This window comes from Microbacterium foliorum, from assembly GCF_003367705.1.
Classification (GTDB): Bacteria; Actinomycetota; Actinomycetes; order Actinomycetales; family Microbacteriaceae; genus Microbacterium; species Microbacterium foliorum.
The window spans coordinates 160,781-181,069 of the sequence record NZ_CP031425.1 but is presented as its reverse complement, the minus strand read 5'-3'; the positions used below and the strand labels follow the sequence as shown (position 1 = coordinate 181,069).

Here is a 20,289-nt window from a genome sequence, read left to right as displayed (position 1 = left end):
CCCGCTCCGATGATCGTTCACCACAAGTTCAGGATAACCACAGAACACTAGACGAGACGCACCGTATGATCATGGATGTCTGAAGGAGATCGTCTTGGCATCACTGCTCTACCGTCTGGGTTCCCTCGCTGCGCGCAAGGCATGGACGGTGATCGTCACGTGGGTCCTCATCCTCGGCCTCGGGGTCGGCGCGTTCCTGACCCTCGGCGGCACGCTTAGCAACAGCTTCGACATCCCCGGCACGGCCTCGGGCGCGGTGACCGATCAGCTGGCGAAGAAGCTGCCCGACACGGCAGGCGGCACGGGAACCGTGGTCTACCGGACCACCGACGGTTCGGCCTTCACCGAGGAGCAGAAGCAGGAGATCTCGGCGCTGGCGTCGAGCGCTGAGGATCTCGACGGTGTGGCCTCGGTCGTCGACCCGTTCGAGACTCAGCAGCAGCGGGCCGAGCAGGCCCAGCAGCTCGCCGACGGCACCGATCAGATCGAAGGCGGACGCGCGCAGCTGGATGCCGGACAGACGCAGCTCGACGAGGGGCGCGCGCAGCTCGAGTCAGGGCTGGAGCAGCTGACTGCGGGCCGGGCGCAGGCTGAGGCCGGCGGTGCCCCCGCCGCACAGCTCGCAGCGCTCGATACGCAGATCGCCGCACTGAACGGGCAGCTCACCGAGCTGGAGGCTCAGCAGAAGACCATCGACGACTCCCGCGCCGACCTCGATGAGAACGCCGAGAAGGTCGACCTCGGCACGACGCTGCTCGGCCTCTCCGACGGCATCGGCGTCGTGTCGGACGACGACTCGACCGCGATCGTCAACGTGTCGTTCGAGGATCCGCGACTCGAGCTCTCGGAGGAGATCAAGCAGGGCACGATCGATCACTTCGAGTCCGCGCCGATCGACGGCGTCGAGGTCGACTTCGGCACCGACATCGCGCAGGGCGTGCCCGAGATCTTCGGGGTCGGCGAGGCCGTCGGACTCGCCTTCGCCGCGGTCGTGCTGATCGTGATGCTGGGAACGCTGATCGGCGCCGCGCTGCCCATCGTCACGGCCATCGTCGGCGTGGGGGTCGGCGTGACCGCCTCCCTCGCCTTCTCGGGCGTCGTCGACATGGCATCCGTGACGCCCGTGCTGGGCGTGATGCTGGGCCTCGCCGTCGGCATCGACTACTCGCTCTTCATCGTGAACCGACACCGCAAGCAGCTGCTCAACGGCGTGCCGGTGCGGGAGTCGATCGGCCTCGCCACCGGCACCTCGGGCACCGCCGTCGTGTTCGCCGGTACCACGGTCATCGTCGCCCTGCTCGCCCTCAACGTGACGGGCGTGCCGTTCCTCGGGCTCATGGGCACGGTCGGCGCGGTCTGCGTCGCGGTGGCCGTGCTCGTGGCGATCACCCTCGCACCCGCGATCCTCGGACTCGTCGGCACCCGCCTGCTGAGCGGGAAGGCCCGCGCCACGATCGGCCAGCCGCACGCCGCCGGCAGGCCGGTGAAGCGGATGTCGACGCTGCGCGCCATCGTCACCGTCCTCGTCAGCGTGGTCGCGCTGCTCATCATCGCGATCCCCTCGATGTCGATGCGTCTCGGCCTCCCCGACGGGGCCAGCGAGCCGTCGGACTCCACCAGCTATCGCGCCTTCCACGCCGTCGAGGAGCAGTTCGCCGAGGGAGCCAACGGACCGCTGCTCGTCACGGCGACCCTCGACGATGCGGTGAGCGACGACGACCTGCTCGCCACGCAGGTCGAAGTCGCCCAGAAGATCGCCGATCAGGATGACGTCGTCGCCGTCGCGCCGATCGCGACCTCCGACGACAACACGCTGCTCGCGTTCCAGGTGCTGCCCGCGGAAGGCCCGAACAGCTCGTCGACCGAGAAGCTCGTGCAGGACATCCGCGCCCTGCCGCAGCTCGACGGCGGCATCACCCTGGGCGTCGCAGGTCAGGCGGCGACCAACATCGACATCTCCGAGTCGCTCGCCGGCGTCCTGCCGCTGTACCTCGTGGTGGTGGTCGGGCTCTCGCTGCTCATCATGATCGTCGTGTTCCGCTCGCTCCTGGTGCCGATCATCGCGACCGGAGGCTTCGTGCTCTCGCTCTTCGCGACGTACGGGCTGATCGTCTCGGTGTTCCAGTTCGGCTGGGGTGCCGACATCATCGGACTGCACAGCACGGGGCCGATCCTGAGCTTCCTGCCGGTGATCCTCGTCGGCATCCTCTTCGGGCTGGCGATGGACTATCAGCTGTTCCTCGCGTCCGGCATGCGCGAGGCGTACGTGCACGGCGCCTCGGCACGCGATGCCGTGGCGCAGGGCTTCCGCGCCGGCCGTTCGGTCGTCATCGCGGCGGCGCTGATCATGGTGTCGGTGTTCGGCGGCTTCATCTTCTCGGAGTCGACCATCATCCGCTCGATCGGCTTCGGCCTCGCCTTCGGCGTGCTGCTCGACGCCTTCGTCGTGCGGATGCTGCTCATGCCGGCGCTCATGCATCTGCTCGGACGCTCGGCCTGGTGGCTGCCGCGGTGGCTCGACCGCATCCTCCCGAACGTCGACATGGAGGGCGCCGCCCTCGAGCGCGACCACCCCGGCGTGCGGACCGACACGGTTCAGGTGGTCTCGCCGTCGGGCGGAGAACTCCCCGACCGGCGGACCTCTGACAACTAGGACACCGCCCCACGCAGAGGACTCCGCCCGACACGGAGGTGCGACCACCCCGGCGTGCGGACCGACACGGTTCAGGTCGTCTCGCCGTCGGGCGGAGAACTCCCCGACCGGCGGACCTCTGACAGCTAGGCCACCGCCCCACGCAGAGAACTCCGCCCGACACGGAGGTGCCTCCTGACGCGGAGGACGCCACCTGACACGGGGGACTCCGCCCAACACGCAGCGCGACCACCCCGGCGTGCGGACCGACACGGTTCAGGTGGTCTCGCCGACGGGCGGAGAACTCCCCGACCGGCGGACCTCTGACAGCTAGGACACCGCCCGACAGGGAGGACTCCGCCCGACACGGAGCTGCCTCCTGACGCGGAGGACGCCACCTGGTCGCGCGTTCAGCAGCGGCGGGCGCCAGAGGGTATCGGCACGCGGAGAGCGGATGTCAGAGGGGCGGCTTAGAGTGTGCGGATGACGTCGGATGCCCGCTCTCGCCTCACTGCGCTGCGCGCCGAGTCCGCGGCTCGGGTCGCAGCGACGGCGGCGACTCTCGCCGAGCTGATGCACGACCGCGAGGGCTCGAACGACGACGACGAGCACGACCCCGAGGGCGTCACGCTCTCGTCGGAGTGGTCACGACTGACCGGGCTGGCCGAGGCCGCGGCATCCGAACTCCGCCAAGTCGACGACGCGATCGCCCGCCTGGACGCCGGCACTTACGGCGCCTGCGCGCACTGCGGCCGACCGATTCCGGCAGGTCGCCTCGAGGTGCGCCCGTTCGCCACCCACTGCGTCGCCTGTGCCGAGAAGCTCGGCCTCTGACCGACCGGCCCGCCTGACCGACGGCCCGCCTGACCTCACGAGCCCGAGATACCGAGCACAACTTCGGAGACCGATGCCGACACACCGGGGGTCTTCCTCCGCGACACGGCGAGTCGGATGCCGGATCCGAAGCCGTGCCCGGCGCCGCAGCAGCCCAACCCCGACCCGGCCCCGCCCCGGCCCCAAGCCCCGACCCCGACCCGGCCCCGAGCCCCGACCCCGAGCTCCGACCCCGAGCTCCGACCCGAGCCCCGAGCCCCGACCCCGCCCCGGCCCCAAGCCCCGAGCCCCGAGCCCCGAGCCCCGAGCCCCGAGCCTCACCTCACCTCACCTCACCAGAGGAACGTGACGCCGACCGCGAGCGCCGCACCGATCACGGCGACCGGCCACCAGAGCCAGGCGCGGCGACGAGGCAGGAACGGCAGCGGCGTCCGCGACGCGCGAAGAACGAGCACGCCGATCGCGGCGAGCGCGGGAGCGAGGGCGAGTCCCCACAGCCATCCGCCGACCGCGAACCAGGGCCCGCTGTGCCAGAGCAGCAGCAGTCCGAACGTCGCCCAGATCAGATCGCTGACCGACGGGAGCAGCGCCTTCACCCGGAACGAACGCAGCAGGACGATCAGGCCGAGCAGCAGCGCGAGTCCGAAGACACCCCACGCGACGGTCGCCGTCGGAGCGTCGACCGCGGGGATCGGGGCGCCCGAGGCGTATGACATCGCGATGTAGTCGGCCGGGGCCGCGGTGTTCGACAGGGCGAGGAACGCCGTTCCGGCCTCCCGATCGAGGGTGAGCATCGTGCGGAAGCCCGCGGTGCCGCCGTTGTGCCACGTCTGCAGGCCTTCGCCCGAGAAGGACGGCGAGGTGATCCAGCCCCAGCCGATCTCGGTGCCTTCGCCCATCGGCGCGGTGGGTTCGAGCGCCGCGGCCCCCGGTGCTGTGCCGTCGAGGTTGGCCTGCGCCCAGAGCGCGAGGTCTGCGGCGGTCGTGAAGGTCGACGAGCCGGCCGGCAGGTACCCCTCACCCGACCAGCGGGGCGCACGGACGCCGTTGATGAGGAATCCGGGCACGGCATCGGCCGGAACCTCGTCGGCCGTCGCCGCGACGACCGTGTCGTCCATCCCGAGCGGGCCGGTGATGCGCTCCTCGAGCAGGGTCGCGTAGTCTCCGGCATCCGCTGCCTCGACGAGCGCGGTGCCGAGCAGCGAGACGGCGAAGTTCGAGTAGAGGGATCCCTGATCCGGGTCGACGGGTGCCACCGCGGCATCCGCGATCAGCTGCTCGGTCGTCGTGGTGGCGTAGGGGTTCTCGTTGAGGAGCACACCGGTGACCGCCGCGTCGGCGGCCGTGGCCCCGAGGCCGGGCAGGCCCGACGTGTGCTGCGAGAGCGAGGCGAGCGTCACGTCGCCGGCGGGCGTGCCCTCGAGTTCGGGCAGGTGCTCGGCGAGGGCGTCGTCGGCGCTCACCTCGCCGCGTTCGATCGCCTCGGCGAACAGCGCTCCGGTGAAGGTCTTGGTGATGGATCCGAGCTCGAAGACCGTGTCGGCGGTCGGCGCGCCCGGAGCGCCGGGGTCGGCGTCGCCGAGCCCCGCGAACACCGCTCCGTCGGGACCGATCTCGGCCACCGAGAGAGAGCGGAAGCTGTCGAGGCTGCCCGGAAGAGAGCGGATGCGGTCGGCGAGACCCGCATCGCCCGCCGTCGAGGCGCTCACGGTCTGGTGCTGCGGACCGATCGCTGCGCCGAGCGCGATGCCCACGACAGCGGCGGCGCCGATGACGGCGAGGATCGTGCGCGTCGGGCGGCGACGCGGCGCCTCGGATCCGTTCGGGCGGACTTCGGGGTCGAGGGATGTCGGGGATGTCGAGGGGGTGGTCACGGGGGGCTCCTCAGCTCGAAGCGATCATGGTCAGGACGAGAAGGGGGACGACGCGCGCGACAGGAACCTCGTAGTACCCGCGGCGAGGCGAGACGAGCCACCCCGCCGTGACGAGCTGGCGCAGGTGGTGGTAGAGCTGGCCGGACGAGGCGAGATGCTCGAGCTGCAGCAGCTCGGCCGTCGTGTGCGCTCCGCGCAGCACCTGGCGGACGAGCTCGATGCGAGCGGGATGGCCGAGCGCCTCGAGAGGGCGCGCGAGGTCGCTCCAGTCCTGCGAGAGCAGGCCGTCGGCCATGAGGCCGTACTGCCAGCGGACCGGCCCGGACACGGTGTCGAGCGCGCCGGCCATCATGACCGCGCCCGGCACGCGTCGGCTGAGCTCGTTCACGAACCACAGCGGGTCATCCGTGCCGGCGGGCGCATCAGCGGCATCCGGCGCCGCATCGGCGTCCGGGGCATCGGGAGCAGCCGCCGGCTCTGAGGAGCCCGGAACATCCGAAGACACGATGTCGATACGCCCCTCTGCGAGGGCGGAGAGCCGTGCGACCTCGTGCTCGAGGTCGGCCAGGCGGCGTTCGATCGCGCGCTCGTTCTCGGATTCCATGACTCGAACATATCAATAGTTCGTAATTACGGAAAATGCGATCTAGGAGATCGAGAAGGCACGCCGAACGTGGCCGCGGGGTGCACGGCATCGACCGACAGAGGCTGCGGATCAGGTGGCGACGGCCGGCCACGACGTCTCGCGGACGCCCTGCCAGAGGCGCGCGAGCCGGTCGGCCATGTCGATCGAGGGATCCAGCAGCCACTGCACCTGCAGCCCGTCGGCAGCCGCGATGACCAGGTCCACGACATAGGGGATGTCGACGTCCGGCCCCATCAGCTCGACGGCCTGATCGTGCCGCACGGCCTCGGTCATCAGCGCGCGCACCCACACGAAGCGCTCCTCGAAGAACGCCCGGGCGGGATGCCCCTCGAGAGTCGCCTCAGCCGAGTACTCCACGTACAGACGGACGAGTCCGGGCACGCTGGCGTTGTGCGCGATGACATCCAGGAAGCTCTGGAACCCCCGCTGGGGCGAATGAAACCGCTCGTGGTCGCGCTCGTCGCGCGCACGGAGGACCTCGAGGAAGAGCTCTTCGCGGGTGCTGAAGTAGTGCATGAGTCCCGGCTGGGTGAGTCCGACGCGAGCGGCGATCTCCCGATTCGACGCCTTGCGGGTGCCCAGTTCGGCGACCACATCGAGCGCGACGGCGAGGATCTCGGCGCGCTTCGCCGCCCCCTTCGCGTACTGCCCCCGTCGTGCCATGTCGTCAGTCTAGGAGAATCCGATGAACGCTCGAGCGGAGACCCGTGACGACCGGATGCGCCCCCCGAGGCATCCGGCCGCCACTCCCCGTCCCCGCTATTTCACGCTCTTGATCGGGAAGATCACCGCGGCGCCTATCAGCGCCGCGACCGCGCAGATCGTGAACCAGACCGTGTAGTCGGCACCGCTGGTACCGCCGGTCGACGCCAGCACGAGGCCGCCGATGAGAGGGGCCACCGTCTGCGGCAGCGCGTTGGCGATGTTGAAGACGCCCAGGTCCTTGCCCGAGTCATCCGGGTTGGGCAGCACGTCGACGACGAGCGCGAGGTCGACGCCGACGTAGATTCCGTATGCCGCCCCCAGCAGGATCTCCAGGATGTAGTACGACGGGACGTCCTGGATGAAGATCAACGCGAACGTGCCGGCGGCGAAGAGCACCGTCGAGGTCCAGACGAAGACCTTGCGTCGACCGATCCTGTCGGAGATCTTGCCCGCGATCCACGCCGTGACCACCAGGGCCGCGGTGTACACGAGCGTCGTGTTCGCGATCAGCAGGCCGATGTCCTCTTCGGGGACCCCCAGGTGGAAGCCCATGTAGGCGAAGCGGAAGGTGGTGAACCCGAAGCTCGCGAACGTGATGAGGAACCGCGACCACCACGCGAGCGCGAAGTCGGGGTGTGCGACCGGGCTGACCCAGATCGTCTGCATGACCTCGCGGAAGCTGATGCGCGGCGGCCGGGCCGGGAGCACCCGGTCGGGCAGCACGATCGCGAACACGACCATGGCGATGATCGCGAGGATCGCGGGAACCACGAAGACGATGAAGAGGTTGAACGAGAACCAGCCCGCGACATAGGTGCCGCCGACGATGCCGAGGTTCTGTGCGATGCCGAGACCCGCGGCCACCGATCCGCGCTGAAACTTGGGCACCTGGTCGGCGATCGTCGCCACGAACGGTGCGAGGGTCATGTTCGCGCCGAGCTGGGCGATCGCCCAGCCGATCGTGGCGACGAGCAGGCTGGGGCCGAGCGCCATGAACACGAAGCCGATCGTCATGATGACGGTTCCGAGCACGATCCAGATCCGTCGGCGCCCCCACCGGCTCGTCGTGCGGTCGGAGACGCGTCCGAACACCACGTTCGCGACGGTCGCGAAGAACGCGCCGACTCCACCGAGGATCGCGGATGCCGTGTTGAAGCCCGCGGCGCCGTCAGCGATCGCCCCGGCGTTCTGCAGATCGGTGATCTTCAGACCGATGCCGACGATGGCCGGCCCCAGCAGGGCGATGAAGAAGATGAACTGCGCGATGATCAGCCAGGCGACGTACCCCTTCTTCGCCGGCTCCGTCGGTTCTGCGAACCAGTGATGCTCTCGTGCGACCGCCGTCGCCGTCGTCATCCCCGACGGCGTACCCGCTGCGGAACCGCTCATGCCTGCCTCCTTCGGCCGGTGGGAGTCCGAAGGCGTCGCAACGCTGCGACATGCCGGAGATTCGCTCCCGTGGATGAAAACCTAGACCGTTCAGGTTTTCACTGCAAGACATTCTTCCGAAGATGTCGGCGTTCCTTGTGGCAGAAAACCATAACGATTAAAGTTTTGAGAAATCGAGCGGATGCTGCACCTTCGACGCGGCCCGATCCGACTCAACGGCGAGAGGGAATCCCATGACCGAGCCCACCGGCGCGCGCGCCCACGACCTCACCCTCGAAGAGAAGGCGGCTCTCACCAGCGGCGCGGACTTCTGGACGACCAAGAGCATCGACCGCCTCGGCATCCCCTCGCTCATGCTCACCGACGGGCCCCACGGCCTGCGCAAGCAGGGTGGCGACACCGACCATCTGGGTCTCGCCGGCAGCATTCCCGCCACCTGCTTCCCGCCCGCTGTCGGACTCTCAGCGACCTTCGACCCCGCCCTCGCCGAGCGCGTCGGCGTCGCCCTCGGCGTCGAGTCCGCGATCGAGGACGTCGCGGTGATCCTCGGCCCGGGCATCAACATCAAGCGCTCGCCCTTGTGCGGCCGCAACTTCGAGTACATGTCGGAAGACCCGATCGTCTCGGGCGCGATGGGGGCCGGGCTCGTGCGCGGCATCCAGTCGCAGGGCGTCGGCTCCTCGCTCAAGCACTTCGCCGCGAACAACCAGGAGACCGACCGCCTTCGGGTCTCGAGCGACGTCGACCCGCGCACGCTGCGCGAGATCTACCTGCGCGGATTCCAGCGGGTCGTCGAAGACGCCCAGCCCTGGACGATCATGTGCTCGTACAACCGGATCAACGGCGTCTACGCGTCCGAAGACCCGTGGCTGCTCACGACGGTCCTGCGTGACGAGTGGGGCTTCGAGGGCATCGTCGTCTCGGACTGGGGCGCGGTCAACAGCCGCGTCGCCGGCGTCATCGCCGGCATGGACCTCGAGATGCCGGGTAGCAGCGGACGCACGGATGCCGAGATCGTCGCCGCCGTGCAGGACGGCAGCCTCGAGGAGGCCGCCGTCGACACGGTCGTCGACCGCCTGCTCGACCTGACCCGCAAGGCCCAGTCGCGGCCCGCGGCATCGGGACCGCTCGACGTCGACGGGCACCACGCGCTCGCCCGCGAGGTCGCCGGCCGCTCGATCGTGCTGCTGCGCAACGAGGGCGGCATCCTGCCCCTGCAGCCGTCGGCGGCACTCGCCGTGATCGGCGAGTTCGCGCGCACCCCGCGGTTCCAGGGCGCCGGTTCGTCGCAGATCAACCCGACCCGCATCGACACCGCGCTCGATGAGATCCGTGCGCTCAGCGACGGCGAGGTCACGTTCGCCGCCGGGTTCGCGATCGGCGAGGACGCGGATGCCGACTCCGCCGCGCTCCGTGCGGAGGCCGTCGCCGCCGCATCCGCCGCCGACGTCGCCGTCGTGTTCCTCGGCGTGCCCGCGCACGAGGAGTCCGAGGGCTTCGACCGCGAGCACATCGACCTGCCTGCCGACCAGCTCGCTCTGCTGGATGCCGTGCTCGGAGTCACCTCGAACGTCGTCGTCGTGCTCTCGAACGGCGGGGTCGTGGCCCTGCCGTTCGCCGACCGGGTGCCCGCCATCGTCGAGGCATGGCTGCTCGGACAGGCGGGAGGCGGCGGCACCGCCGACGTGCTGTTCGGCGTCGTGAACCCGTCGGGCCGGCTCGCCGAGACGATCCCGCTGCGCCTCGAGGACACCCCCGCCTTCGGCAGCTTCCCCGGAGAGCACGGCCACTCGTACTACGGCGAGGGCCTGCTGGTCGGGTACCGCTGGTACGACGCACGGCAGCTGCCTGTCGCCTTCCCGTTCGGGCACGGCCTGTCGTACACGACGTTCTCGTACGGCGACGCGACGGCATCGGTCGACAGCTCGGGCGACGTCCTCGTCACGGTGCCGGTCACGAACACCGGGGAGGTCGCCGGACGCGAGGTCGTGCAGGCGTACACGAGCCTGCCCGGATCGTCGGTGCAGCGCCCGCCGCGCGAGCTCAAGGCCTTCGCTTCCGTAGCGCTCGAGCCGGGCGAGACCGGCGAGGTCGAGCTGCGACTTCGCCGCGCGGAGCTGGCGTACTGGGACGTTCGCGTCGACCGCTGGATCGTCGAGGCCGGCGAGTACGTGATCGACCTCGGCTCGTCGAGTCGTGACCTGCGTGCGCACACGGCCGTCGCGGTCGCCGGTGACGAGGTCGTGCTGCCGGTCAGCCTCGGCTCGTCGTTCGACGAGCTGCTGGTCGACCCGGTCGTGGGGGCGGAGTTCGCCGGGATCATCGCCGAGAAGTTCGGCTCCGAGGGCGACGAGATGCTCAAGATGCTCGGCAACTTCCCGGTCGGTCGCCTCGACGGATTCCCGCTGCCGCGCGCCGAGCTCATCGCCCTCGTCGAGCGCGCGCAGCGCGGCTGACGTTCGGACGCGCGTCACTGCGCCTGCCCGACCCGGCCGGTCTCCAGCCGGTCTTCCGGCCGGTCTTCCGGCCCGTCTTCCGGCGACGCCGGTGACCTGGCTCCGGCGAACGCGGTTCACAATTCAGCAAGGAAGTTCTCGCGCCCGGGTCGAGCGCCGACGACCCGCGGATCGTCCGGTGCGCGACACCGTTGGCCGACCAACGGTGCTGAATAGTGAACGGCCCCCGCCGGGAACGGCCCCCGCCGGGAACCGGCACCGGCGGGCGCCCCGGGAACCAGCACCGGCGGGCGCCCCGGGAACCGGCACCGGCGGGCGCCCCGGGAGCCGGCGACGGCGGGAACCCCGAGAAGTAGGCTGAGGGCATCATGGAACCCTTCTTCAGCTGGCTCGGCACCGTGCCCTGGTGGATCATCTTCCCCATCATGGGTGTCGCCGGCGGCGCGGCGAAGGCATGGGAGCGCAATGCGCGGCGCCGTCATGAGCGACGCCTCGAGACGCTGCGCCTGAAGGCGGAGATCAAGACGGCCCAGCTCGAGGCACGCGGCGGCACTGCCCGGCGGGCGAGCCCGGCGGTCGTCGACACGACGGCGTCCGTGGCCCCGAACGCGCTGCTCGAGCGGCTGTTCGCCGAGCACGACGAGATCACCGCGCGCTGGCTCGACTACGAGCTCGACGTCGCGAAGCTGATCGCCTTCCCCGCCATGAGCGACGGGCGTCAGCCCCTGGTCGCCGCGTTCCTGCGGGCCAAGAAGACGGCGGATGCTCTGCGGCCGGCGTCCGCCGAGCAGACCGTCACCGAGAAGCAGGTGTCGGAGTACCTCGACGCGGTGGGCGCCTACGCCGTCGCGTTCGAGATCGCCGAGAAGGATGCCCGGCGCCTGCGCGACTCGACGTTCACCGAACCCGAGCGCAAACGACTCGACCGCGCTCAGCAGCTGCTCAAAGTCGCCGTCGACGAGTCGGCCACCCAGGCCGAGCGCAACGTCGCCTACCGTCGCGTGCGCGACGAGCTCGAAGGGCTGATCCTGCTGAGCGACGAGGCCGTGCAGGTGCTCGAGAAGCAGGTGGCGCGCGAGATCGCCGCGCCGGTCGCGCCCCCGCAGCCGTCTGCACGGAGCGCATCGGAACCCGAGGGTGAGCGGATGCCGCTGCGCCTGCCCCCCGAAGACGACGAACGACGGAGAAGCGGCGCAGTGATCACACGGTTCGAAGAGCTCGACTGGCAGGACACCCCGATCGGCGAGCTGACGCTGCGCCGACGCACCGAGCCGGCGGTCGGCCAGGAGATCTATGAGGTCAGGCTCGGCGACGAGTATCTGATGTCGAGTCTGTTCACGGTGGCGGAGGAGGAGCTCTCGACTCTGGGTCTCGCCGCCGCCACGGGCGATGACCTCTCGGTGCTGGTCGGCGGCCTCGGACTCGGATACACGGCGGTCACGGCACTGCACGACGACCGGGTGACCTCGCTCACCGTGGTCGATCGGCTGGGCGCGGTGATCGGCTGGCATCAGCGACTGCTGCTCCCGGTGTCGGCCGAGCTCGTCGAGGATCCCCGCACGAGCCTGGTCGAAGACGACTTCTTCGCGCTGGTCCGTGCCGCACCCGCCGAGGGCGAGGGCGACTACTCGGCGATCCTCCTCGATGTCGACCACTCCCCGCGCCACCAGCTCGACCCCACACACGCCGACCTCTACACCGTCGACGGTCTGCGTTCACTCGATCGACACCTCGCCACCGGCGGAGTGTTCGCACTGTGGTCGGACGACCCGCCCGACGAAGACTTCCTGGAGACGATGCGCGCCGTGTTCGATGGTGTCGTCGCTCACGTCATCGACTTCGCGAACGCCGTCACCGGCGGCACCTCATCGAACACCGTGTACGTCGCGCGCAGCCGCACCGCCGGGGAACCGGCATCCGATCGCCCATCGAAGGCAGGATCATGACGACCAAGACGATCGTGCTCACGGGCGCGTCCGACGGCATCGGGGCGGCTTCGGCCCGCCAGCTCTCGGAGGACGGCCATCGGCTGATCCTCGTCGGACGCTCGGTCGAGAAGACACGCGCAGTCGCCGCCGACACGGGTGCGGAGTGGTTCACCGCCGACTTCGCGCGGCTCGACGACGTGCGCGAGCTCGCCGCGAAGATCGCGGATGCCGTCGGCGACGGCGGCATCGACGTGCTCGCGAACAACGCGGGCGGCATCTTCGGCGATCAGACCCCGACGGTCGACGGCCACGAGAAGACCCTGCAGGTCAACCACCTCGCGCCCTTCCTGCTCACCAACCTCCTGCTGCCGCAGCTGCGCACCGGCCGCGCGGCGGTCATCAACACCTCCAGCGTCGCTCACCGGCTGTTCGGACGCATCGACGTCGACGACCTCGACAATCGCGCCAAGTACAGCGCGAACAAGGCGTACGGCGATGCCAAGCTCGCGAACGTCCTCTTCACGAAGAGCCTGCACACGAAGTTCCACGGCGAGGGCCTCACCTCGGTCGCCTTCCACCCCGGCACCGTGCAGACCAACTTCGCGTCCGACTCGAGCACGATCATGCGCCTCGTCTATCGCACGCCGCTCAAGCACCTGCTGCTCATCAGCAGCGACAAGGGCGGCCGCACCCTGACCTGGTTCGCCGAGGGGACACCCGACGAGACCTGGATCTCGGGGCGGTACTACGACGAGCGCGTGCTGACCCGACGGGTCAATCCGATGATCGAGGATGCCGCTCTCGCCGAGGCTCTGTGGCGCAGGAGCGCCGAACTCGTCGGCATCGACGCCTGAGGCGTCCGCTCCGCGGAGTCCACGTCCAGCGCGCAGGAGTATGCTGGCACGTCGGGTCATGTGACCCCTTCAGAGCGCGAGAGGCGGTGATGGCGATGTCCGGTGATAGTTGCGACGCCGCCTTCGTTGCGTCGCGTCTGACGGCATCCGTGCGTTGAGCTCCGGCTCCGCACCTGCACGTCCTGCTCCGCAGCCGTCGGCGGCGTCATCCGCCCCCTGACGAAATCTGCGCACGACCCCTCTGTCCGGGCGTGCGCCTGCGAGAACGGAGCCTGCCATGGCCCTCATCGACAACGGCGTGTACGTCCAGGGACGTCGCGTGGAGACCCCCGAGAACCTCGACGAGACCTACCGGTCGCTCGACGCGCACGGCGGCATCGCCTGGATCGGCCTGTATCGTCCGAGCCCCGAGGAGGTCGCCTCGGTCGCGCGCGAATTCGACCTGCATCCGCTGGCCGTCGAGGACGCCCTCTCGGGGCACCAGCGGTCGAAGGTCGAGCGCTACGGCGACACCCTCTTCGCGGTGCTCCGCCCCGCGCGCTACCGCGACGAGCAGGAGTCGATCGAGTTCGGCGAGCTGCACCTGTTCGTCGGCCCCGACTTCGTCGTGACGATCCGGCACGCGGAGTCGCCCGACCTCGCCGCCGTCCGCCGGCGCATGGAGGCGAACCCCGAGCTGCTCGCGATGGGCCCGGAGGCCGTCTTCTACGCGATCCTCGACGAGGTGGTCGACGGCTATGAGCCCATCGTCTCGGGCCTGCTGAACGACATCGACGAGATCGAGGACCAGCTCTTCGGCGACAGCGACGACGACGCGCTCTCGCGCCGCATCTACGAGCTCTCGCGCGAGGTGATCAACTTTCAGCGGGCGGTGCATCCGCTCTCCGGGATGCTGGAGTGGCTGCGCCGGGGATCCGAGAAGTACCGCATCGACGAGGAGCTGCAGCGGTCGCTGCGCGACGTGCTCGACCATGTGATCCGCGTGAACGAGCGGGTCGACTCGTTCCGGGCGATCCTCGAGAACGCGCTCACCGTGCACTCCGCGCTCGTCGCGCGACGGCAGACCGAGGCGGGTCTCGCGCAGAACGACGAGATCAAGAAGATCTCGTCGTGGGCCGCGATCATCTTCGCCCCCACCCTCGTCGGCACGGTGTACGGCATGAACTTCGAGGCGATGCCGGAGCTCGAGTGGGCGTTCGGATATCCGATGGCGATCGGCGCGATGGCCGCGTTCGCCGTCGCCCTCTACGGGGTGTTCAAGTACAAGAAGTGGTTGTGAGTCGGGCGGACTCAGCGATCGCGCACTTCGATGCTCGCGACCTCGAGGTCGTCATCGAGCTGCACGAGGATGCGGGAATCGGGGAACTGCTTCGGCGCATCGAAGGCGACCAGCACGGCATCGGCGAACACCACGGCTGAGGTGGCCTCGAGGTCGTCGCGCAGATCGGTCTGCTCGATCACCGGCTCGTCGTCGACCGCCTCGTCGATGTCGTCGGCGACCTCGTCGATCACCGCGCGCCACCGCGTCTCCGACACCGCCAGAATGCGGCTGACCGCCGCGATCAGCGCGTCGGCGTCGAAGTTCTCCTCGTCGTCCTCGAGCTCGGGATCGACGTTGATCGTGACGACAGCGCCGGCCGCGTCGATCGTGGCGCGGCCGTAGACGAGACCGTTCTCGGCTGTCGGATCATCGAGCAGTCCGCTCTCGACGATGCGGGCGAGGAGGTCGTCGAGCAGTGGGGAAGCCATGAGACCAGTCTTCCACCGACCCCGCGGCTAGTCTTTAGGGCGTGCCGAACGCCGAGTCTCCCGCATCCGCATCCGACCTCCGCCGCCTCGCCGACCTGCTCGCGGGCTCGGAGCCGCTGAACTGGGTCATCACCGGCGACTCGATCACCCACGGACTCGTGCACACGCAGGGTGCGCGCACCTACGCCGAGCACCTGCACGAGCTGGTGCGCGGTGAGCTGGGCCGCACTCGCGATGCCGTCCTCAACACGGCGATCAGCGGGCACCGTCTCACCGACATCCTCGGCGATTGGGACCGTCGCATCGCGGTGTGGCGCCCCGACATCCTGACTCTGATGATCGGCACCAACGACATGGCGACCGGGCCCGGCGTCACGACCGTCGCGCCGGTGGAGTTCGCCGCGTCGCTGCGCGAGTTCGTCACGCGCGCGCGAGCTGCGGGCGCGATCGTCGTGCTGCAGACCCCGCCGTCGATCGACATCCCCAACGCACCCGGTCGCGAGCGGATCGTCGAATTCGCGGATGCCGTGCGCGAGGTCGCCGCGTCGGACGACGTGATCCTCGTCGACCAGCATGCGCGGTTCGCCGACGTGGGCGGCGGTGCTGTGCCCTGGGGTCTGATGAACGACCCGTTCCACCCCAACGCCGCGGGCCACGCCGCGCTCGCGCTCGAGCTCGCCCGCACCCTCGGCATCCGCCCGCAGCCCGAGGTCGACCGCACCCTGCCGCTGCTCGAGGCGCAGGTCGCCGCGGCGCGCCTCTGACCTTCGCACCCCACTCCGTCCTGCCGCCCCACCCCGGCCCCGGCCCGCCCCGCTCTGTGCGGGGTCAGAAACGCACCGCGCACGCCGACTACCGGTGCGAAATCGACCCCGCACAGACGGGAGATGCGAGATCGAGCCGCGTATCGGAGGTGGTGCGCTCGCATTCGGCAGCGAGGCCGTGCGTCGTCTGAGGTGTCGCCCGGCCGACGACGCGCGGACTCCGCAGACGGGAGCGCCGCCTTCAGCGTGCACGATTCAGCATGGATGCTCGGGAACTCCCTGAATCCGCCTCGTCGGAGGCCATCCGCATATTCGATGCTGAGTTGTGAACGCAGCCACCGGAGCACACTCGGTATTCGGTGTTGCTAAGTACCGGTACTTAGTGTTACTTTGTACCGGTACCCAGCAACACTGAGTACCAAATTCGACGGAAGAGGCAGTCATGAGCAAACAGATGACCGAGATGCTCAAAGGCGCTCTGGAGGGCATCGTCCTGGCGATCCTCGCCGAGCAGCCGGCCTATGGCTACGAGATCACCGCGCGTCTGCGAGACCACGGCTTCACCGACATCGCCGAGGGCACGATCTACGCCCTGCTCGTGCGCGTCGAGCAGAAGAAGCTCGTCGATGTCGAGAAGGTCCCGAGCGAGAAGGGGCCGCCCCGCAAGGTCTTCACACTCAATGCCGACGGCCGCCGGGATCTCGAGGACTTCTGGACGACCTGGACCTTTCTGTCCCAGCACATCGAGAGCCTGCGCCCCGGCGGCTCCGACATCTCTGCGGACACCGCACCGGGCGCGGACACCGCACCGAACACGAACACCGCACCCGCCGCGAACACCACCACCACGAACACGAACACCAACACCAACACCAACACGAACACGAACACCGAGGAGAACTGACATGGCCGCGAAATGGATCGAAGCGCTCACCGGATCGCTCGAACAGAAGAAGCAGTACCGCGATGCGAAGAAGCGCATCGAATCGCTCCCCGAGCCGTATCGCACGGTCGCCGTCGCGCAGCATCGCTACTCGATGCGCTACGGCGGCATCACCGACGGCGACATCCTCGTGCAGATGTTCCTCGACCTCGCCGACCTCTGGGAGCGCGCCGCCGTCGACGGCACCCCGGTCGCCGACATCGTCGGAGATGACGCGGTCGAATTCGCCGAGACCTACGCCCAGGCATACGGGGGCACCCGGTGGATCGACAAGGAGCGCTCCCGCCTGATCGCCGCCGTCGACGAGGCCAAGAAGAGCGGCCCCCGATCATGACCGATCCCGCCACGACCGCACCGGCCATCGCCGTCCGCGGCGTCGAGAAGTCCTTCGGCGATCTCCGCGTGCTGCGCGGCGTCGACTTCGAGGTCGAGACGGGGACGATCTTCGCCCTGCTCGGCTCCAACGGCGCCGGCAAGACCACGATGGTCCGCATCCTCTCGACGCTGCTGAGCGCGGATGCCGGCATCGCCACCGTGCAGGGGATCGACGTCGCCGCCGACCCGCTCGCCGTGCGGCAGCGGATCAGCCTGACCGGTCAGTTCGCCGCCGTCGACGAGATCCTCACCGGACGCGAGAACCTCGTGCTCGTCGCGAAGCTGCGGCATCTGCCGGAGCCGGGCGCCGTCGCCGACGACCTGCTCGCCAGGCTCCGACTCACGGGTGCCGCCGGCCGCACGGTCGGCACGTACTCCGGAGGCATGCGCCGCCGCCTCGACATCGCCATGAGCCTCGTCGGACACCCCCAGGTCATCTACCTCGACGAGCCGACCACGGGCCTCGACCCCGAGGCGCGCATCGAGGTGTGGAACGTGGTCGAGGAGCTCGCGGACACCGGCACCACCGTGCTGCTCACCACGCAGTACCTCGACGAGGCCGAGCACCTGGCCGACCGCATCGCGATCCTCCATGAGGGGCGGATCATCGCGAACGACACCCTCGCCGAACTCACACGACTGCTGCCGGCCGCCAAGGTCGAGTACGTCGAGAAGAGACCCAGCCTCGAGGAGATCTTCCTCGCCCTCGTCGGCCCGTCGTCGACCACAGACTCCGGAGAGGAGACCGCAGCATGAGCACGCACATCGTCGCCGACACCGCGACGCTCACCGGCCGCTCGATGCGGCACATCTTCCGCAGCACCGACACCATCATCACCACGGCGGTCACTCCGATCGCGCTGATGCTGCTCTTCGTCTTCGTGTTCGGAGGGGCGCTCAGGCAGAGCATCGGATCCGAGAACTACGTCAACTACCTGCTGCCCGGCATCCTGCTGATCGCCGTGGCCTCGGGCATCGCCTACACGGCATACCGGCTGTTCACCGATCTGCAGAGCGGCATCTTCGAGCGGTTCCACTCCATGCCGATCGCCCGATCGAGCGTCCTGTGGGCGCACGTGCTCACATCGCTCGTCGCGAACGGAGTCACCCTGGCGATCATCTTCGCCGTCGGATTCGTGCTGGGGTTCCGCACCGCAGCCGGCCCCCTCGCCTGGCTCGCCGTGATCGGCATCCTGCTGCTGTTCACCCTGGCTCTCACGTGGCTGGCGATCATCGCGGGCCTGAGCGCGAAGACGATCGACGGGGCGACGGCATTCTCGTATCCGCTGATCTTCCTGCCGTTCATCAGCTCGGCCTTCGTACCGACCGACACCATGCCCGGGCCCGTGCGGTGGTTCGCCGAGAACCAGCCGGTGACCTCCATCGTGAACACCATCCAGGCGCTGTTCGCCGAGCAACCGGTCGGCACCGACATCGGGGTCGCGCTCGCCTGGTGCGTCGGCATCCTGATCGTCGGCTACGTGTTCGCGATCATCGCCTACCGCAAGAAGGTCAGTTGACCGTCTTGCGGTGAGACGGAGCGCTCGGGCGGAGGAGACCGGGCGCTCACCGCAGCCCGAGCGGGCCGAGCACGACGGCCTGGCGGGTGCGCACCCACACTCCGGCACCGTCGCGTCGCTCGGCCCGCGTCGCGAAGCGGTAGCTGTACGACACGGCTCGCACCCACCTGGGCGGTTCGCCGTCGAACGGATCGACGCGCAGCAGCGCGAGCGTCGGCGCGTCGGCCTCGAGCAGCCGCAGCAGGAACACCGTGAACCAGTCGTCGAGCGAGCGGCCGAGCGGCAGGAACCACATCAGCCAGTCGAGGCGCAGGTGGTACGGCGCGAACTGGCGAGGGATGCGACGCACATCGCCCGGCTTGCCCCTGAACTCGTATTCGCGCCACTGCAGACCGTCGTCATCCACCGACCCCTCGACCACGATCTCGACCCGCTCCTTCGTCACCGTGCCGAAGGCACCATACGCGTTGGCGAGCTGCCAGCGGTTGAAGCTCGCGTTCATGGCCTGGCGCCGCGCGAAGAGATTGCGCAGCGCCGGCCAGCTCACCACGAGGTAGAGCAGCCCCACCGCCGCAGTGATCACGAACCAGTACAGCGGGATGCCGGGCCAGGGCGCCGCGGAGGCTGTCGCATTCCCGATCCCGGGCAGCCCGATCGCCGAGAAGGCGATCACGATGGTCACCCAGTTCAGCCAGGCGAAGTTGCCCGTCGCGACGAGCCACACCTGCGTCGCGATCATGATCGCCGCAGCAACGGCCCCGACGACCTGCGGGATCGGCCCGGGGATCCACACCGACAGGACCGGCGCGAAGACGAAGAACGGCACCACGAGCTGCGCGAAATGGTTGCCGACGACCTCGGCTCGGTGGAACCAGCGCGGCAGCAGGTGAGCCTGACGGCTGAACGGCCCCGGCATCGGCTGCGTCTCGTGGTGATAGGTGAGGGCGGTGAGGTCTCGCCACTCCTGCCCGCCGCGGATCTTGATCATGCCGGCACCGAATTCGACGCGGAACAGCAGCCACCAGAACAGCACGATCACGACGGTCGGCGGCGGCTGATCGTGCGAGCCGAGGAACGCCGCGAGGAAGCCCGCCTCGAGCAGCAGCATCTCCCAGCCGAACGAGTAGAACGTCTGACCGATGCTGACGATCGACATGTATCCGAGCCACAGCGCGAGAAAGCACAGCATCGGCGCCCAGGGTGGCCCCCACTGCGGGATGCCTCCGACCAGCGCCGCCGCGACGATGATGCCCGCGACGCACAGCGTCACCAGCCGTCGATCGGTATAGCGGATGCGGAGGAAGAGCGTCGGATGCAGCATCCGCCGTCGTTCCTTCTTCTCGCCGACCCAGTCGAGCAGCACCGGTGCCGGCAGCAGTCCGCGTTCGCCGAGGAGCGGCCGGAACTGGTTGAGGCTCGAGATGAACGCGACGAGGTACAGCGCCGCGATGGCCCGCTGCAGGACCTCGCGGGCGAACCCGAAGTCGACTGCCGCGAACCCGTCCACGGCCACAGGCTACGTCCGCCGTCGTCGACGCAGGAGGGGCTTGCGCGAACCCCAGCCCCGATGTGTCGGGCGGTGAACGCCCCGATGGGCGGAGGAGCTGCGAGAGATCCTCC

Annotated in this window: 16 protein-coding genes and 1 pseudogene; 11 read left to right on the top strand and 6 right to left on the bottom strand. The window is 69.2% G+C overall.

Features of this window, described 5'->3' with window-relative positions; translation table 11 throughout:
* Positions 1-94 precede the first annotated feature (94 nt).
* Positions 95-2,653, top strand: coding sequence for an MMPL family transporter (locus tag DXT68_RS00910; RefSeq protein WP_082068754.1), 2,559 nt, complete (start codon positions 95-97; stop codon positions 2,651-2,653).
* Positions 2,654-3,115: 462 nt separating this feature from the next.
* A complete protein-coding gene (locus DXT68_RS00905; protein ID WP_045252549.1) occupies positions 3,116-3,466 on the top strand; it encodes a TraR/DksA family transcriptional regulator in 351 nt (116 codons plus the stop codon).
* Positions 3,467-3,798: 332 nt separating this feature from the next.
* Here the strand turns inward: DXT68_RS00905 and DXT68_RS00900 are convergent, their stop codons facing one another.
* From DXT68_RS00900 to DXT68_RS00885, 4 genes are all read right to left on the bottom strand, one after another.
* Positions 3,799-5,340 (bottom strand): serine hydrolase domain-containing protein, encoded by a 1,542-nt coding sequence (locus tag DXT68_RS00900; protein WP_052677561.1) that lies wholly within the window; start codon positions 5,338-5,340, stop codon positions 3,799-3,801.
* Between the two features lie 10 nt (positions 5,341-5,350).
* A complete protein-coding gene (locus DXT68_RS00895) occupies positions 5,351-5,944 on the bottom strand; it encodes an ArsR/SmtB family transcription factor (protein ID WP_052677562.1) in 594 nt (197 codons plus the stop codon).
* 111 nt (positions 5,945-6,055) lie between these two features.
* Entirely contained in the window at positions 6,056-6,649 is a 594-nt protein-coding gene (locus DXT68_RS00890) for a TetR/AcrR family transcriptional regulator (RefSeq protein ID WP_045252521.1), read from the bottom strand.
* A gap of 96 nt (positions 6,650-6,745) precedes the next feature.
* Positions 6,746-8,080 (bottom strand): MFS transporter, encoded by a 1,335-nt coding sequence (locus DXT68_RS00885; protein ID WP_045252522.1) that lies wholly within the window; start codon positions 8,078-8,080, stop codon positions 6,746-6,748.
* A 233-nt stretch (positions 8,081-8,313) separates the two neighbouring features.
* On the opposite strand from DXT68_RS00885, the gene DXT68_RS00880 reads away from it, so the two are divergent.
* From DXT68_RS00880 to DXT68_RS00860, 4 genes are all read left to right on the top strand, one after another.
* Positions 8,314-10,536, top strand: a complete 2,223-nt coding sequence (locus tag DXT68_RS00880; RefSeq protein WP_045252523.1) for a glycoside hydrolase family 3 C-terminal domain-containing protein — start codon at positions 8,314-8,316, stop codon at positions 10,534-10,536.
* Positions 10,537-10,904: 368 nt separating this feature from the next.
* Positions 10,905-12,482: a polyamine aminopropyltransferase gene (locus tag DXT68_RS17360; RefSeq protein ID WP_342353184.1), complete on the top strand. Its 1,578-nt coding sequence runs from the start codon at positions 10,905-10,907 to the stop codon at positions 12,480-12,482.
* Positions 12,479-13,318, top strand: coding sequence for an SDR family NAD(P)-dependent oxidoreductase (locus DXT68_RS00865; protein WP_045252526.1), 840 nt, complete (start codon positions 12,479-12,481; stop codon positions 13,316-13,318). The genes DXT68_RS17360 and DXT68_RS00865 overlap by 4 nt, the downstream gene beginning before the upstream one ends.
* A gap of 277 nt (positions 13,319-13,595) precedes the next feature.
* Complete coding sequence (locus tag DXT68_RS00860; RefSeq protein ID WP_045252527.1) at positions 13,596-14,597, top strand: magnesium and cobalt transport protein CorA; 1,002 nt, start codon at positions 13,596-13,598, stop codon at positions 14,595-14,597.
* 11 nt (positions 14,598-14,608) lie between these two features.
* Here DXT68_RS00860 and DXT68_RS00855 read toward each other — a convergent pair whose 3' ends face one another.
* Positions 14,609-15,067, bottom strand: coding sequence for a hypothetical protein (locus tag DXT68_RS00855; protein WP_045252531.1), 459 nt, complete (start codon positions 15,065-15,067; stop codon positions 14,609-14,611).
* 41 nt (positions 15,068-15,108) lie between these two features.
* Here DXT68_RS00855 and DXT68_RS00850 point away from each other — a divergent pair, with 41 nt between their 5' ends.
* From DXT68_RS00850 to DXT68_RS00830, 5 genes and pseudogenes are all read left to right on the top strand, one after another.
* The gene (locus DXT68_RS00850) at positions 15,109-15,831 is read left to right on the top strand and encodes an SGNH/GDSL hydrolase family protein (protein ID WP_045252528.1); all 723 of its coding nucleotides are present in this window, start codon (positions 15,109-15,111) and stop codon (positions 15,829-15,831) included.
* Between the two features lie 442 nt (positions 15,832-16,273).
* Positions 16,274-16,597: pseudogene (locus DXT68_RS00845) on the top strand (PadR family transcriptional regulator); the annotation flags it as partial.
* Between the two features lie 139 nt (positions 16,598-16,736).
* Entirely contained in the window at positions 16,737-17,108 is a 372-nt protein-coding gene (locus tag DXT68_RS00840) for a DUF1048 domain-containing protein (protein WP_045252509.1), read from the top strand.
* Positions 17,105-17,905, top strand: coding sequence for an ABC transporter ATP-binding protein (locus DXT68_RS00835; protein ID WP_045252510.1), 801 nt, complete (start codon positions 17,105-17,107; stop codon positions 17,903-17,905). The genes DXT68_RS00840 and DXT68_RS00835 overlap by 4 nt, the downstream gene beginning before the upstream one ends.
* Positions 17,902-18,669, top strand: coding sequence for an ABC transporter permease (locus DXT68_RS00830; RefSeq protein ID WP_045252511.1), 768 nt, complete (start codon positions 17,902-17,904; stop codon positions 18,667-18,669). Before DXT68_RS00835 ends, DXT68_RS00830 begins: the two co-directional genes overlap by 4 nt.
* Before the next feature lie 46 nt (positions 18,670-18,715).
* Here the strand turns inward: DXT68_RS00830 and DXT68_RS00825 are convergent, their stop codons facing one another.
* The gene (locus DXT68_RS00825) at positions 18,716-20,176 is read right to left on the bottom strand and encodes a lipase maturation factor family protein (protein WP_045252518.1); all 1,461 of its coding nucleotides are present in this window, start codon (positions 20,174-20,176) and stop codon (positions 18,716-18,718) included.
* Positions 20,177-20,289: the final 113 nt, after the last annotated feature.